At 66.6% G+C, this 15,278-nt stretch carries 12 protein-coding genes; 6 read left to right on the forward strand and 6 right to left on the reverse strand.

Annotated elements, in window-relative coordinates:
- Positions 1 to 23 precede the first annotated feature (23 nt).
- The 4 genes from DELCS14_RS02570 to DELCS14_RS02585 all read left to right on the forward strand — a co-directional run bounded on the left by DELCS14_RS02570 (position 24) and on the right by DELCS14_RS02585 (position 4,919).
- Positions 24 to 1,175, forward strand: coding sequence for an ABC transporter substrate-binding protein (locus DELCS14_RS02570; protein ID WP_013800322.1), 1,152 nt, complete (start codon positions 24 to 26; stop codon positions 1,173 to 1,175).
- Between the two features lie 83 nt (positions 1,176 to 1,258).
- Complete coding sequence (locus tag DELCS14_RS02575) at positions 1,259 to 2,287, forward strand: branched-chain amino acid ABC transporter permease (RefSeq protein WP_012202505.1); 1,029 nt, start codon at positions 1,259 to 1,261, stop codon at positions 2,285 to 2,287.
- On the forward strand, positions 2,284 to 4,176 hold the full coding sequence (locus DELCS14_RS02580) for a branched-chain amino acid ABC transporter ATP-binding protein/permease (protein ID WP_012202506.1): 1,893 nt from the start codon (positions 2,284 to 2,286) through the stop codon (positions 4,174 to 4,176). Before DELCS14_RS02575 ends, DELCS14_RS02580 begins: the two co-directional genes overlap by 4 nt.
- Entirely contained in the window at positions 4,173 to 4,919 is a 747-nt protein-coding gene (locus DELCS14_RS02585) for an ABC transporter ATP-binding protein (protein ID WP_013800323.1), read from the forward strand. Before DELCS14_RS02580 ends, DELCS14_RS02585 begins: the two co-directional genes overlap by 4 nt.
- A gap of 100 nt (positions 4,920 to 5,019) precedes the next feature.
- Here DELCS14_RS02585 and DELCS14_RS31130 read toward each other — a convergent pair whose 3' ends face one another.
- From DELCS14_RS31130 to DELCS14_RS02610, 5 genes are all read right to left on the reverse strand, one after another.
- Complete coding sequence (locus tag DELCS14_RS31130) at positions 5,020 to 6,210, reverse strand: hypothetical protein (RefSeq protein ID WP_228676843.1); 1,191 nt, start codon at positions 6,208 to 6,210, stop codon at positions 5,020 to 5,022.
- Between the two features lie 695 nt (positions 6,211 to 6,905).
- Entirely contained in the window at positions 6,906 to 7,877 is a 972-nt protein-coding gene (locus DELCS14_RS02595; protein ID WP_013800325.1) for a tripartite tricarboxylate transporter substrate binding protein, read from the reverse strand.
- Positions 7,878 to 7,981: 104 nt separating this feature from the next.
- Positions 7,982 to 8,248 carry a DUF2783 domain-containing protein gene (locus DELCS14_RS02600; RefSeq protein WP_013800326.1) on the reverse strand — a complete coding sequence of 89 codons (267 nt, stop codon included), beginning with the start codon at positions 8,246 to 8,248 and terminating at the stop codon, positions 7,982 to 7,984.
- 31 nt (positions 8,249 to 8,279) lie between these two features.
- Complete coding sequence (locus DELCS14_RS02605) at positions 8,280 to 9,971, reverse strand: FAD-dependent oxidoreductase (protein WP_013800327.1); 1,692 nt, start codon at positions 9,969 to 9,971, stop codon at positions 8,280 to 8,282.
- Positions 9,972 to 10,103: 132 nt separating this feature from the next.
- Positions 10,104 to 11,069: an MBL fold metallo-hydrolase gene (locus tag DELCS14_RS02610; RefSeq protein WP_013800328.1), complete on the reverse strand. Its 966-nt coding sequence runs from the start codon at positions 11,067 to 11,069 to the stop codon at positions 10,104 to 10,106.
- 149 nt (positions 11,070 to 11,218) lie between these two features.
- Between DELCS14_RS02610 and DELCS14_RS02615 the strand changes: the two genes are divergently transcribed.
- Positions 11,219 to 12,037 carry an IclR family transcriptional regulator gene (locus DELCS14_RS02615; RefSeq protein WP_172642942.1) on the forward strand — a complete coding sequence of 273 codons (819 nt, stop codon included), beginning with the start codon at positions 11,219 to 11,221 and terminating at the stop codon, positions 12,035 to 12,037.
- A 19-nt stretch (positions 12,038 to 12,056) separates the two neighbouring features.
- On the opposite strand, the gene DELCS14_RS02620 is transcribed toward DELCS14_RS02615, so the two are convergent.
- Entirely contained in the window at positions 12,057 to 13,889 is a 1,833-nt protein-coding gene (locus DELCS14_RS02620; protein WP_013800330.1) for a methyl-accepting chemotaxis protein, read from the reverse strand.
- Between the two features lie 307 nt (positions 13,890 to 14,196).
- Here DELCS14_RS02620 and DELCS14_RS02625 point away from each other — a divergent pair, with 307 nt between their 5' ends.
- On the forward strand, positions 14,197 to 15,030 hold the full coding sequence (locus DELCS14_RS02625) for a GNAT family N-acyltransferase (RefSeq protein ID WP_013800331.1): 834 nt from the start codon (positions 14,197 to 14,199) through the stop codon (positions 15,028 to 15,030).
- Positions 15,031 to 15,278 lie beyond the last annotated feature (248 nt).

Below are 15,278 nucleotides of genomic sequence, written 5' to 3' on the forward strand. Positions count from 1 at the left end.
CCATCCAACACAAGGAGACAGACATGAAGCGTTTGACGAAACTGGGCCTGCTGGCCGCGACCCTGGCCACGGTCTGGGGATCGGCCCTGGCCGACATCAATGTGGGCGTGGTGGTCTCGGCCACCGGACCGGCGGCCTCCCTGGGCATTCCCGAGAAGAACACCGTGGCACTGATGCCGCGCACGGTGGCGGGCCAGAAGGTCAACTACATCATCCTGGACGACGCCTCCGACACCACGGCGGCCGTGGCCAACACGCGCAAGCTGATCAGCGAGAGCAAGGTCGATGTCATCCTGGGCTCCAGCATCACGCCCAACTCGCTGGCCATGGTGGACGTGGTCTCCGAGGCCAAGACGCCCATGATCACGCTGGCCGCCTCGGCCAAGATCGTCGAGCCCATGGATGCCAAGAAGTTCTGGGTCTTCAAGACGCCCCAGCACGACGCCATGATGGCCGCCGCCATCGGCGAGCACATGGCCAAGGCCGGCATCAAGACCGTGGGCTACATCGGCTTCAACGACGCCTACGGTGAAAGCTGGCTGCAGGAGTTCCGCAAGGTGGCCGAGGCCAAGGGCATCAAGCTCACCGCCACCGAGGCCTATTCGCGCAGCGATACCTCGGTCACGGGCCAGACGCTCAAGCTCATGTCCGCCAAGCCCGATGCGGTGCTGATCGCAGGCTCGGGCACGCCGGCCGCGCTGCCACAAAAGTCGCTCAAGGAGCGCGGCTACCAGGGCAAGATCTACCAGACCCACGGCGTGGCCAATGCCGACTTCCTGCGCGTGGGCGGCAAGGATGTGGAAGGCACGCTGCTGCCCGCCGGCCCCGTTCTGGTGGCCCACCAGCTGCCCGACAGCAACCCGGTCAAGAAGTCTGCCGTCTCCTATGTGGAAGCCTACGAGGCCGCCAACGGCAAGGGCACGGCATCGACCTTTGGCGCGCATTCCTGGGATGCGGGCCGCGTGCTCGAAGCGGCGATTCCCGCCGCGCTCAAGAAGGCCCAGCCCGGCACGGCCGAGTTCCGCGCCGCCCTGCGCGATGCGCTGGAGCAGACCAAGGACGTGGCCGGCGCCCACGGCATCTTCAACATGACGCCCACCGACCACCTGGGCCTGGACCAGCGCGCGGCCGTCATGGTCAAGATCGAGAACGGCACCTGGAAGTACCAGCCCTGAACCTGCGGGCCTGAGGCCGCAGCGGCTGCCGCACTGGGCGGCGGCCGCTGTGGCGCTCGGCCGCGCCTGCTCGAAAGTCGATCATGGATCTGCAAATCGCCCTGCTGCTGGGGCAGGACGGCATCGTCAACGGCGCCGTCTACGGCCTGATGGCGCTGGCCCTGGTGCTGGTGTTCTCGGTCACCCGCATCATCTTCATTCCGCAGGGCGAGTTCGTCGCCTTCGGCGCGCTCACCCTGGCCATGATGCAGGCCGGCCGCGTGCCCACCACGCTGTGGCTGCTGCTGGCCCTGGCCGCCGCCGTGCTGGTGGTGGACCTGCTGCGCTGGCGCGCGGGCAGCCAGGTGAGCTGGCCCGCCACCTTCCTGTGGTGCCTGGCGCTGCCGGCCATTGCCGTGGCCCTGGCCTGGGGGCTGCGCCCGTCCTCGCTGATGCTGCAGGCGCTGGCCACCCTGGTGCTGATCACGCCCATGGGGCCGCTGCTGTACCGCCTGGCCTACCGGCCGCTGGCCCATGCCTCGGTGCTGATGCTGCTCATCGTCTCGGTGGCCATGCACGGCGTGCTGGTCGGCCTGGGGCTGCTGTTCTTCGGGGCCGAAGGCTCGCGCACCCCCGCGTTTTCCGAGGCGCAGCTGCGCCTGGGCGACATCACGATCTCGGGCCAGTCCCTGGTGGTGGTGGGCGTGACCCTGGTGCTGGTGGCCCTGCTGTTCGTGTTCTTCGAGCGCTCCATGATCGGCAAGGCGCTGCGCGCCACGGCCATCAACCGCGTGGGCGCACGCCTCATGGGCATTCCCACGGCCATGGCCGGCGACGTGAGCTTTGCGCTGGCCGCGCTGATCGGCGCCATCTCGGGCCTGCTGATCGCGCCGCTGACCACGGTGTACTACGACACCGGCTTTCTGATTGGCCTCAAGGGCTTCGTGGCCGCCATCGTGGGCGGGCTGGCCAGCTACCCGCTGGCCCTGGCCGGCGCGCTGCTGGTCGGGCTGCTGGAGGCCTTCTCGTCGTTCTGGGCCAGTGCCTACAAGGAGGTGCTGGTGTTCACGCTGATCATCCCGGTGCTGTGGTGGCGATCGCGCAATAGCCACCATGTGGAGGAAGAAGAATGAGCGCCCCCGTTTCCTCGCAGGCCGCGGCGCCTGCCAAGGCCGCTTCGGGCGGCATCAGCACGCGCGTGCTCACGGTGGCCGCCATTGCGCTGCTGGCCGCGTCCTGGGGCTTCCTGCCCGATTTCACCGTCGTCATCCTCAGCTACATCGGCCTGTTCGCCATGGTGGCCGCAGGCCTGGTGATGCTGACCGGCGTGGGCGGCATGACCTCGTTCGGCCAGGCGGCCTTCGTGGGCATCGGCGCCTATGCCACGGCCTGGGTCTGCACGGCGCCTGCCTCGGTGGCCGCGCTGGGCGGGCTGGTGGGCGCGGCGGGCCTGCCCTGGGTGGGCTTGGCGCTGGGCCTGCTCATCACCTTCGTCGTGGCCTGGCTGCTGGGCGCGGTCACGGTCAAGCTGCAGGGCCACTACCTGCCGCTGTGCACCATCGCCTGGGGGCTGAGCCTTTACTACCTGTTCGGCAACATGGAGTTCCTGGGCGGGCAGACCGGCATCACGGGCATTGCGCCGCTGGTGATCGGCGGCGTCTCGCTGGCCTCGCCGCGCGCCATGGGCGTGGTGATCTGGGCCGTGCTGCTGGTGGCGCTGTGGCTGCTGCACAACCTGCTGGACTCGCGCGAGGGCCGGGCCATCCGCGCGCTGCGCGGCGGCCGCGTCATGGCCGAATCCATGGGCATCGACACGGCGCACTACCGCGTCAAGCTCTTCGTGCTGGCGGCCCTGCTGGCCACGCTGTCGGGCTGGCTCTACGCCCACATGCAGCGCTTCGTGAGCCCGGCGCCCTTCAACCTCAACGTGGGCATCGAGTACCTGTTCATGGCCGTGGTCGGCGGCGCCGGCCACCTGTGGGGCGCGGTGCTGGGCGCCACGCTGATCACCCTGGTCAAGCAAAAGCTGCAGGACATATTGCCGGCCCTGCTGGGCACCAGCGGCAACTTCGAGGTCATCGTCTTCGGCCTGCTGATGGTGCTGGTGCTGCAGCGCTTTGCAGAAGGCCTGTGGCCCACGCTGCAGGCGCTCACGGCACGCTGGGTGCGCCGGCCCGTGTCCGATCTGAAGCTGGCGGACGCGGCGCCGCTGGCGCAGCGCGCGCTGCCCGCTACGGGCCAGGTGCTGCTGGCGGCCGAGCATGTGACCAAGCGCTTTGGCGGCCTGGTGGCCAACAACGATGTGGCCATGACGCTCAAGGCCGGCGAGGTGCATGCGCTGATCGGCCCCAACGGCGCGGGCAAGAGCACCTTCTTCAACATGATCTCGGGCGTGGACTCGCCCACCGAGGGCCAGGTGCGCTTCATGGACCAGGCCATGAACGATGCGCCCTCGCGCCGCTTCGCCGCCCTGGGCCTGGGCCGCACCTTCCAGCATGTGCGCCTGCTGGGCCAGCGCAGCGTGCTGGAGAACGTGGCCGTGGGCGCGCACCGGCGTGCGCACCGGGGCTGGCTGGCCTCCATGCTGCGCCTGGACCGGGCCGAGGAGGCCTCGGTGCTGGCCGAGGCGCGCCGCCAGATCGAGCGCTGCGGCCTGGGCGCCTTCGCCGACGTGCCGGCCGCCTCGCTGGCCCTGGGCCAGCAGCGCATCGTGGAGATCGCACGCGCCCTGGCCGGCCAGCCTGCGGCCCTGCTGCTGGACGAGCCGGCCGCCGGCCTGCGCCACCTGGAAAAACAGGCCCTGGCCGACCTGCTGCGCCAGCTGCGCGCCGAGGGGCTGGGCATTCTCGTCGTGGAGCACGACATGGAGTTCGTCATGAATCTTGCGGACCGCATCACGGTGCTGGAGTTCGGCACCGTGATTGCCGAAGGCACGCCGGCCCAGATCCAGGTCAACCAGCGCGTGCTGGATGCCTACCTGGGCGGCGGCGACGACGACGAGGCAACCGGAGAGACGGCATGAGCGACACCCTTTTGCAGCTCAAGGGCCTGAGCGTGTCCTACGGTCCCGTGGAGGCCGTGCACCAGGTGGATCTGGATGTGCGCAGCGGCGAGATCGTCACCGTCATCGGCCCCAACGGCGCGGGCAAGACCACGCTGCTGTCGGCCGCCATGGGCCTGCTGCCCTCGCGCGGCGAGATCCATCTGGACGGCAAGCGCATCGCACGCCCCGGCGTCGAGGTCATGGTGGCCAACGGCGTGGCCCTGGTGCCCGAAAAGCGCGAGCTGTTCGGCGAGATGTCGGTGGAGGACAACCTGCTGCTGGGCGGCTTCTCGCGCTGGCGCCGGGGCCTGCGCGACCAGGCGCAGCGCATGGACGAGGTCTTTGCCATCTTCCCGCGCCTGAGGGAGCGGCGCCCGCAGATGGCCTCCACCCTGTCGGGCGGCGAGCGCCAGATGCTGGCCATCGGCCGCGCGCTGATGGCGCGCCCGCGCCTGCTGCTGCTGGACGAGCCCTCGCTGGGCCTGGCACCGCTGATCGTGCGCGAGGTGCTGCAGGTCGTGGCCGGCCTGCGCGACCACGGCGTCTCGGTGCTGCTGGTCGAGCAGAACGCGCGCGCCGCCCTCAAGGTGGCCGACCGTGCCTACGTGCTGGAGATGGGCGCCGTGGCCCTCAGCGGCGCGGCCAGGGATCTGCTGCATGACCGGCGCATCATCGATACCTATCTGGGGATGGGGCGCAGTGCGGAGGCGGTGGCCGCATAAGTGAGTGGAGTGAGCGCTGTTGTCTGGCTCTGGTGCCTGTGGTTGTGGTTGTGACATACAGGCATGCCGCCAAGTCATCCAAGTCAATCCACCGCCAGCATCAGCGCTTCATGTCATCAAGATAATCCTGCTTTGCCTTGTTGATGCTTTGGGCGACGCTGTTGCCTGGATAGTCTTTGATGTATCCCGAAATATAAAACAAGTATCTTTCGCGGGCGATTGGGTCTATGTGGTTCAAGAATTTTTCGTCCCGAAACGCGGACTGCAGCGCCAGCATTTCCCTGGGATCAGCCATCCTTGTTTGAATGAGATTTTCAAGCGTTTTATGAAAAATCGCTTCGTCAGGAGCATACGTCTTGAGGGATTTCAGCCAATCCTCATATCTGAAGACATCTGAAAACCCCAGTTCATGGATGCCACCGCCCAATTCCGGTTTGGCGCCATTTACCATGTCGAAAATGGCATTCCTCTCGGATGCGGAGATGCTGTTGGGCAGGTCAAGATTGCTGCCTAGATTGCCCAGCAGTACATCACGGCCATATTTATTTCCTGATTCCAGAACTTCCTTGGTGATACTTGCAGGGGCGTCCACCGAGATTGAAAGCATATGGGCCAATTCACCGTAATACTCGTTTGCGGTCAGGATTTTTTCGTCGAAGGACTTTTTCAGCCGAACACGAGTGTCAGGGAAGTTTCCCTCCCTGGAGTAGCTGAAAACTGCTTGCTTCTTTTTCTCGAGAAGCTCCTCCATGCTGACCGATGCAGTGCCTTGCGCCGTTGAAGATGGCGCCCTGTGTTCGCTTGCCAGCATACCCGTCTGCGGATTGATGGGCTCCGATGAGTTGGTATCTAGGTAGACATATAAGCCTATTGCCGAAGCAGTGGTGATCAAGACTGCCACTAATATGATCATATTATTGTTCGAGGACATATCTACCAATTTCTTTGTTGAAGGTTTGCAAGCACATTGGCCGGAGCAATGATTCTGTTCCACGCGATTTGATAGCTCATTTGTCATCGCAATACGCTGCCTGAAATCTTCTTGCCATGCCGGGAGATTTTTCCAGAGATTGGGCTTTTGAGATGATTTTTCCTTGCGATTTATACTTTGCAATCCCGAATTGCTCTTGAAAAATTCTAAGAAAACGCAGAATCTGAAGTGAAAAGGGTATTTCAATTTTTCTCTGTTATTTTCTGGGCAAGGTGTATTGGAAGTTTTTTGGGGGATGTATGGAATACGGCTGAATCTGAAAATTAGGACGCAGCCTATAAGAATCTTCTGATATTTCACAGGATTTGCTCGGATAAATCCGTGAGTGGCGTTATGAACGCTGCCTTGGCAAGAGCACCGCCACAGGTAGGCAAAAGCACGCCCTGGTTGACAGGGCGGTGTGTGAAAAGGAGGGTTGTCGCCCGTTATCTGATGCGGACGGATTTGCGGAGCCTTAGCGAAAGGACGAATTGTGCAAGTCGTCAATGCCACACGCTGGTGTATGCGCTCGGCTGTCTAATTTGGAAATGGTCCATTGGTTGAACCCTAAGCACATCTGTCAATCCATGGCAAGACCGAAACAGATTGCAGTTCCCAAAGGCGCACCGGCGACGCCATTCGACCTGAGATCTAGATAGAGGACCGCTGCCTGTGTCCATGAACACCACGCGGTGGTGATCCGAAGGCTTGGGAATCAGGTGCGGATCTGGTCAAACCTTCACAGCCGCCCTCGCCGATGCTTGCTACTGCCAAGCGGTCCTGCGCCAGCAAGCTTGGAAAGGCAAAGGCTTGCCAGGTAAGGCCGTTTGGGAGGTGTGGTGGATTTGCTGAACGGGGTTTCGCCACTGTGGAAGTCTTGTCTGGGGCAAACGGGAATCCCTGCAAGGCGGCATCTGTCCCCTGGATTTGCTGGAAGCGCCAACCACCGGCGCAAGGGCCTGCTGAGGTCGGGCACTTTCATGGAGTCATCGCCGCTCGGGGCGGCGAGGGCTCGCTCAATCCAGCTTGATGTTGTTGGCCGAGATCACCCGCCCCCACTTGCTGCGTTCGGCGCGCACGAACTGGCCCATCTGGTCGGCGCTGCCGGGCATGGGCTCCACGCCCATGGCGGCCAGGCGTGCCTTGGTGCGGGTGTCGGCCAGGGCCTGCTGCAGCGACTGGCTGAACTTCTTGACCACCTCGGCCGAGCTGCCCGTGGGCACGACGATGCCCTGCCAGGCATAGCCCTCGAAACCTTTCAGACCCTGCTCCTGCAGCGTGGCGACCTGGGGCAGCACGTCCACGCGCGCAGGGCTGGCCACGCCGATGGCCTTGAGCTTTTTCTCGCTCAGGAAGGGAATGATGGTGGCGCTGTCGGCCCACATGGCGGGAATCTGGCCGCCGACCACGTCCTGCACGGCCGGAGCGGCGCCACGGTAGGGCACATGGGTCATGTTGCTGATGCCCGCCTGTTCGCGGAACAGTTCGCCCACCAGGTGGTGGGGGCTGCCCAGGCCGGCCGAGCCCCAGCTCACGCCAGTCTTTTGCTGTTTGGCCCAGGCCAGGAATTCGGCGAGGTTGGTGGCGGGCACCTCGTTGTTGACCACCAGCAGCATGGGAAAGCGCACCAGCATGCCCACGGGTTTGAAGTCGCGCTCGGCGTTGTAGTTGAGCTTGCTGAACAGGAAGGGGTTGGCCGCCAGCGTGGCGAAGTCGGCCGTGAACATGAGGTTGCCGTAGTCGCGCGAGCGGGCGCTGTACTCGGCCGCGATGTTGGTGCCTGCGCCGGGCTTGTTGTTGATGACGATGACCCGCTCCATGTTGCGGCCCATGGCCTCGGCGATGACGCGGGCGACCACGTCCGAGCCGCCGCCGGCCGCATAGCCGACGACCCATTCCAGGGGCTTGTCCTGTGCCAGGGCGGCAGGCCCTGCGGCCAGGGCCAGGCCCGAGCAGGCCAGTGCGGCCAGAAACTGCTTGCGTTGCATCCTTGTCTCCATGTTGTATGCGGCGCCCTTGTGGGATGTCCAAAGTGTGAGGCGGGCGCCTTTGTGGGGATGGCAGGCCGCCGCACGGGCGGCGGCGCGCGGCTTCAGGCGGCCGCGTGCACCGGGGCGACCGGTGTCACGGCGCCGCGCTCGGCCGGGTCCGCGCCGGCAGGGGCAAGTCCTGCGCTGGCGCGGGCCAGTTCGAGCGCATGCAGCAAGGTGCCCTGGTGGCCGATGTGATTGGCCAGCAGCAGCACGAGGCGGGCATTGAGGGCATGGCTTTGCGCGGTATCGAGCCCCTGGTGGGTGGCGATCAGGGCTTCGTAGAAATCGTCGCAGGCCTGCAGGTTGGGGTGGGTGGACAGCAGCATGGCGGTCTCCTGTGGATGGGGCGTAAGAGGTTCAGGCCGTGGCGGCGCCGCCGCAGGCTCTTTGCAGCGCGGCGCGCACGCTGGCTTCGTCGGGGCGGCGCCAGCGGGCGCAGACATGCTGGTCAGGCCGCAGCAGGTAGCTGGTGCCGGGGCGCGCATCCAGGCGTTTGGCCGCCAGGCCGCGCGCATCGATGAGGTCGGCGTCTGGCGCATGGGCCTCGCCCTCGGCCGCAATGGACAGGTTGAGCACGCCGGGCAGCGCCTGTGCCCAGGCGGGCGTGGGGCCGAAGTGCAGCAGCGTGAAGTCCGGTCCCAGGGCGCGCAGCAGCCAGGCCGTGCCGTCTGCGCCGGGCCGGCGCATGGGCGCATCGGCCAGCACGGCGCCGGGCAGCTGCGTTCCGTCGAAGGTGTCGGTGTCAGGCGTGTTGAGCGCGGAGCCATGCAGCGTGGCCGGCACGGACAGCCGCCCGCTGTTGACGATGCGGCGCGCGAATTCATGGTCGCGCGCCAGGTCCAGCACGGCGTCGCGGAACAGGCGGCTGATCTCGCTCTTGGGCGTGATGAAGTCGGTGGCGCGCGTGGAGTTGCGGATGTTCTCGTCGGCCGCGTATTCGCGCTCGGCGCCGTAGGTGGCGATCAGCGAGGCATCGGCCTGGCCGCGCAGCACGCGGTCCAGCTTCCAGGCCAGGTTCTCGGCATCCTGCACGCCGCTGTTGGCGCCGCGTGCGCCAAACGGAGAGACGCCGTGGGCGCTGTCGCCCGCGAAGACCACGCGGCCATGGACGAAGCGGTCCATGCGCAGGCAGGCGAAGGTGTAGACGCTGGCCCATTCCAGCTCGAAGGGCGCGTCCTTGCCCAGCAGGGCGCGGATGCGCGGCACGATGTTCTCGGGCTTTTTCTCTTCCTCGGGGTCCGCGTCCCAGCCCAGCTGGAAGTCGATGCGCCAGACATCGTCGGGCTGGCGGTGCAGCAGCACGCTCTGGCCCGGGTGGAAGGGCGGGTCGAACCAGAACCAGCGCTCGGTGGGGAATTCGGCATGCATCTTCACGTCGGCGATCAGGAAGCGGTCGCGGAAGATGCGGCCATGGCTTTCCTGGCCCAACAGGCCACGCAGCGGCGAGCGCGAGCCGTCGCAGGCCAGGACCCATTGCGCATCGATGCGGTAGCTGCCGTCAGGTGTCTCCACGGTCAGCAACGCACCCTCGGCCTGCGGCTCCAGTGCCGTGACCTTGCTGTGCCAGCGCAGGTCGATCAACGGCAGCTGCAGTGCGCGCTCGACCAGGTAGGCCTCGGCGTAGTACTGCTGCAGGTTGATGAAGGCCGGGCGCTCGTGGCCGTCCTCGGGCAGCAGGTCGAAGCGGTACAGCGGCTGGTCCTTGAAGAAGACCTTGCCCAGGTTCCAGGACACGCCCTTGTCCACCATGGGCTGGCCCACGCCCAGGCGGTCCCAGATCTCCAGCGTGCGCTTGGAAAAGCAGATGGCGCGCGAGCCCGTGGACAGCCGGCAGTCGTTGTCCAGCAGCACCACGCGCTGGCCGCGCTGGGCCAGGTCGATGGCCAGCGACAGGCCTACGGGGCCGGCGCCGACGATGACGACGGGATGCCGGGCGGGCGTGTCCGCACCGGCGTCCTGGTCGGCATGGCGCTCGTAGGGAATGTGGATGGACTGTATGTCTGCGCCGCTGCCGCGCAGCGCTTGCAGGGAGATGGCGGGGTGGGACATGGTGTTCGTCCTCTGGCGTGGGCAGTGTGGAAAAAAGGGCGCAGCCATCCCCGCCGGCGCGCCAGGGCGCCGGTTCACGGACGGGTGCGATGGGCGGGCGTGCCGGTGTTCAGGCCCGGACGCCGCCGTGCATCAGCCTTCGAGTGCCAGCCACATCTGGCGGTCGCGCTCGGCGGTCCAGATGCGCGGGTCGGCGTGGCCCGATGCCTCGTCATAGGCGCGGGTCACATCGAAGGGCATGCAGTGGTTGAAGATCACCCACTGGCCGTACTTGGGCTGCAGCTTGGCGAAGGCGGCCTCGTAGACCTTGCGCAGGTCCTGCTGAGCGTCGGCGCCGGCCTTGACCTCGGTCCACAGGTCGCTGATGAAGTCGCGCGTGCCGGCCAGGCCGGCCTGCACCTCGGCCGGCGTCTGCAGCGCTGCGCCCCGGCCGGGCACGAGCTTTTCGGGCTGCAGGGCGGCGATGGCGTCCAGCGTGTGCGGCCAGTCCTGGAAGTAGGCATCGCCCGCATAGGGCGTGGCGCCGAACTCCACCAGGTCGCCGCTGAACAGCACCTTGTCCTGGGGCAGCCAGACCACGGTGTCGCCCTTGGTGTGGCCGCGGCCCAGCTGCAGGATCTGCACTTCCAGCTTGCCCAGCCACAGCGTCATCTTGCCGGTGAAGGTCAGGGTAGGCCAGGTCATGCCGTCGGGCACGCTTTCCACGTTCTGGAACAGGCGGGGAAAGCGGCCGATCTCGCTGGCCTTGTCCTGCTCGCCGCGTTCCACGATCAGGTCGTAGGTGTCCTGGCTGGCAATGATGTGCTCGGCGCCTTCCGCGAAGAAGGCCGAGGCGCCCAGCACGCGCACCGCGTGGTAGTGCGAGAGCGTGACGTACTTGATGGGCTTGTCGGTGACCTCGCGGATGCGGCGGATCACGTCCTGGGCCATGACGGGCGTGGCCTGGGTGTCGATCACCATCACGGCGTCATCGCCAATGATGATGCCGGTGTTGGGGTCGCCTTCGGCCGTGTAGGCGTAGGCGTGCTCGGAGAGCTTGTCGAAGCTGACCTGCTTGATTTCGAGGTCGGCGGCGGAGGCAAAGGTCTTGGTGGTCATGGGCATCCTGCTTTTGAGATGGACAAATGCATTTGTTTTTATCGAATGCCTGAATGCTAGGGAAAAATTCAACATTGAACAATTCATTTGACATAGTGAAAAACCCTCGGAGCCGCAAACTCCGGGTTCCAGCCTTCACAATGCCTGCCATGTCCGATGCCGCCTCCTCCCCGAACGACCCCGTCTTCCCCTCCGACAGCGCCGATGACGAGCCCGCGCGCGGCCCGCGCGGCATCCAGAGCGTGGAGGTCGGCGGCCAGCTGCTCAAGGCGCTGGCGCGCACGGGCCGGCGCATGGCGCTGAAGGATCTGGCGCGCGAGGCCGGCATGACGGCGGCCAAGGCCCACCCCTACCTGGTGAGCTTCTGCAAGCTGGGCCTGATGGAGCAGGACCGCGCCAGCGGCCACTACGGCCTGGGGCCGCTGGCCATACAGATGGGGCTGATCAGCCTGCAGCAGGCCGATCCCGTGCGCCTGGCGATTGCCGAGTTGCCCGCGCTGGCGCAGGAGGTGGGCAGCACGGTGTCGATTGCCATGTGGAGCGGCCAGGGGCCGACCATCATCCGCGTGGAAGAGGGGCCCACCCATGTCTATGTGGCCATGCGCCACGGCACGCCCGCATCGCTGCGCCACACGGCCACGGGCAAGATCTTTGCGGCCTTTGGCGAGCCCAGGCGCATCGCGCCCCTGCTGGACGCGGAAGGCCACAGCCTGGAGGAGCCCGCCTTTGCAAAGGAGCTGGCCGCCATCCGCGCCAGCCGCCTGAGCCGGGTCGAGAACCAGCTGCTGTCAGGCGTGAGCGCGCTGGCCGTGCCGGTGTTCGACGGCTTTGGCCAGCTGGTGCTGGCCATTGCCGCCATCGGCCCTTCGGCCACGCTGGACCTGGACCTGCAAGGCCGGCCGGCCCTGCTGCTGCAGGCCCAGGCGCGCAGCCTGTCCCAGCGCCTGGGAGCGCCGGCCCAGGCCTGAGCCCGTCGCTTGCTGCGGCTCAGTTGGTAAGCAGCAACTGGTCGCGGGCAGGCGCACGCCCTTCCAGCGTGAAGCCGGCCACCGTGCGCGACAGGTGGTGGGCCTGCTCGTTGAGCACGGACGATGCGGCGGTGGACTCCTCCACCAGCGCGGCGTTCTGCTGCGTGGCGCGGTCCATGTCGGCCACGGCCTGGTTGATCTGGCCGATGCCCACGCTCTGCTCGGTCATGGCGCCATTGATCTCGACAATGATCTGGGAGACGCGCTGGATGCCGTCCACGATCTCGCCCATGGTCTGGCCGGCCGCGCGCACGCGGTCCGTGCCCATGGCCACGCTGGCGCCGGAGGCGTCGATCAGGGTCTTGATCTCCTTGGCGGCCGCCGCGCTGCGGTGGGCCAGGCTGCGCACTTCTGCCGCCACCACGGCAAAGCCCCGGCCCTGCTCACCCGCGCGGGCTGCCTCGACGGCGGCATTGAGCGCCAGGATGTTGGTCTGGAAGGCGATGGCGTCGATGACGCCGATGATCTCGCCGATCTTGGACGAGGCCTTGGAGATGTCGTCCATGGTGCTCACGGCGCTGCCCACCACGTCGCCGCCCTTGGTGGCCGAGCTGCTGGCCGATTGGGCCAGGCGCGTGGCCATGGCGGCCGCCTCGGCCGACTGGCGCACATTGGCCGTCAGCTGCGACAGCGAGGCCGAGGTCTCCTGCAGGCTGCTGGCCGAGGACTCGGTGCGGTTGGACAGGTCCAGGTTGCCCAGCTTGATCTCGTAGGTGGCGGTCTTCATGGACTCCACGCCGTTGCGCACATCCTTGAGCACGGTGCCGATCTGCTCGACGAAGCCGTTGAAGGACGAGGCGATCTGCGCCACCTCGTCATTGCCCGACACCGGCAGGCGCTGCGTCAGGTCGCCGCCGCCCGAGCCGATCTTGTCCATGGCGTCGCGCACCTGCGACAGGCGCCGGAAGGACTGGGCCGTCAGCGCCGCCGCCACGGCCGTGGCCAGGCAGGCCAGCAGCACGATCGCAATGGCAAGTGTCTTGAGCACGCTTTGCAGTCCGGTCGTGGCCTCGGCCTTGTCCAGCGCCACCACCAGCAGCCAGTCCGTGCCCTGCACCGGGCGGGCCTTGAGCAGCTTGGCGCTGCCGCCCAGGTTCACTTCCAGCGGCGCCGTGGCGCTGGCCAGCGCGGTCAGCGCGGCCGGCGTCAGCAGCTCGGAGAGGTCGGAGGTGGGCTTGAGCAGCAGCTTGGCATCGGCATGCGCCAGCACCTGGCCGTCACGGCTGACCACAAAGCCCAGGCTGCCGGGCGTGGGGCGGATGGCGGAGACCACCTCGCGCACGCCCTCCAGCGGCACGGCGCCGCTGATCACGCCCTGCAGCGCGCCGCCGCGCAGCATGGGCGCCACGAAGGCCACATACGGCACGCCCGTGGTGGAGTCGCCATAGGGCTTGGTCAGGGCCAGCTTGCCGGCCTGCACGGCGCTCTTGTACCAGGGGCGGGCCGTGGGGTCGTAGTCGGGCGGGGTGCTGGTGGTGGACTTGAAGGTCTTGTCCTGCCAGCCCACCGTGGTGATGGGAAAGCCACTGGCCTGACCCATGTGGGCGGCAAAGCCCTGCGGGTCGCCATGCTCGATCACGGCGGCGGCGGCGCTGACGGCGCGTGCCTTGGAGGCGACCCACTGGTCGATGGCCATGGTGTTGCCTGCGGTGATGGCATCCAGATCCTGTTCGATGGTCTGGAACGTGCTGCCGCGGACGATGTGGTACGTGGCGGCCCCCGTGATGGCAAGGGCGCCGACCACGGTGGCTGTGCTGATGGCAAGGATCTTGGAGCGAAGGGTCTGGAGCATGGCGCGGCAAGGGAAGACTGAGGACTCCGCAAGCCGCGATGGCCGGGCATGCGGCCCTGTCATTAACGCACAATTTGTTTCATTCTTGACGACATGCCAACCCTGGGATGGCGTGCACCAACTTGCGCGCAACACCTGTCATAGAGGCATTTGCTGCAGTGCACCATTGCAGTGCGGTGTGACATGTTGCTGTAACGCAACCGTCGCGGGACTTTCATGGCGGCTTTCCACAATGGCGGCACGCAGGCAAACCGAGTGGCACAGGCAGGTCACCGACTGCGTCCAACATGACGAGGAAGGCGGGCATATGGACGTTCTTGACACCCTTCGCAACGCGGCGATCGACGTCGCCAAGCCCCCGCTTTCCGCGCTTCTCCAGCCACCCCAGGCCGCAGACAAACCGCTGCGGCTGGACGTGCGCTGGGCCCGGCACCTTGACGAAGTGCGACAGGTGCAGCGCCTGCGCCACGCGGTGTTCGCCGCCGAGATGGGCGCCGTTCTGCAGACGCCGCTGGCCGGACACGACATCGACGCCTTCGACGATTTCTGCGAGCACCTCATGGTCTGCGATGCCGACAAGGGCGTGGTCATCGGCACCTACCGCCTGCTCACGCCCACCCAGGCGCTGCGCGCCGGCGGCCTGTACTCCGACCAGGAATTCGACCTCGCCCCGCTGCACGCCTGGCGCCCGCGCATGGTGGAGCTGGGCCGCAGCTGCGTGCATGCGTCGCACCGCCAGGGTGGCGTGATCCTGGCGCTGTGGGGCGCCCTGGCCGAATTCATGCAGCGCAACCAGCTGGACGCCATGGTCGGCTGCGCCAGCATTCCCATGCAGTACCCGGGCCTGGCCCACGGCGAGGGCCCGGCGCGCGTCTGGCAGCAACTGCGCCAGACCCATCTGGCCGAGCCCGAGCTGCAGGTCAAGCCTCGCGTGGCCCTGCCCGAGGAGCTGGCATCCGTCAGCACCAGCGGCATGAGCGTGGAGCCGCCCGCGCTGATCCAGGGCTATCTGCGCACGGGGGCCAAGGTGCTGGGCGCGCCGGCCTGGGACAGCGACTTCAACACGGCCGACCTGCCCATCATGATGCGCATGCAGGACCTGCCTTCGCGCTACATGCGCCTGTTCACGCGGCGCGGCTGAGGCCGTCCCGGCGCTTGGGGGGAATCGGGGGATTTTCGGAAAGAGAGGGCGGATCCGGCTTCTTGTGCAGTGAGCCGGACCGTGATGTGCATCACAGGGCTGTCACAAAGACCGTGCATGATGCTGGATGTGGGCTGAAGCAGACACCCGGACGGAGGCAGGTAACCTGCACCGGACTGACCGGGCCTTGGTCCACGCCAATTGCAGGCCGCAGCCTTTCAGGGGCTGCGGCCTTTTTCATGGGCAAT

Source organism: Delftia sp. Cs1-4 (assembly GCF_000214395.1).
GTDB classification, from domain to species: Bacteria; Pseudomonadota; Gammaproteobacteria; order Burkholderiales; family Burkholderiaceae_C; genus Comamonas; species Comamonas acidovorans.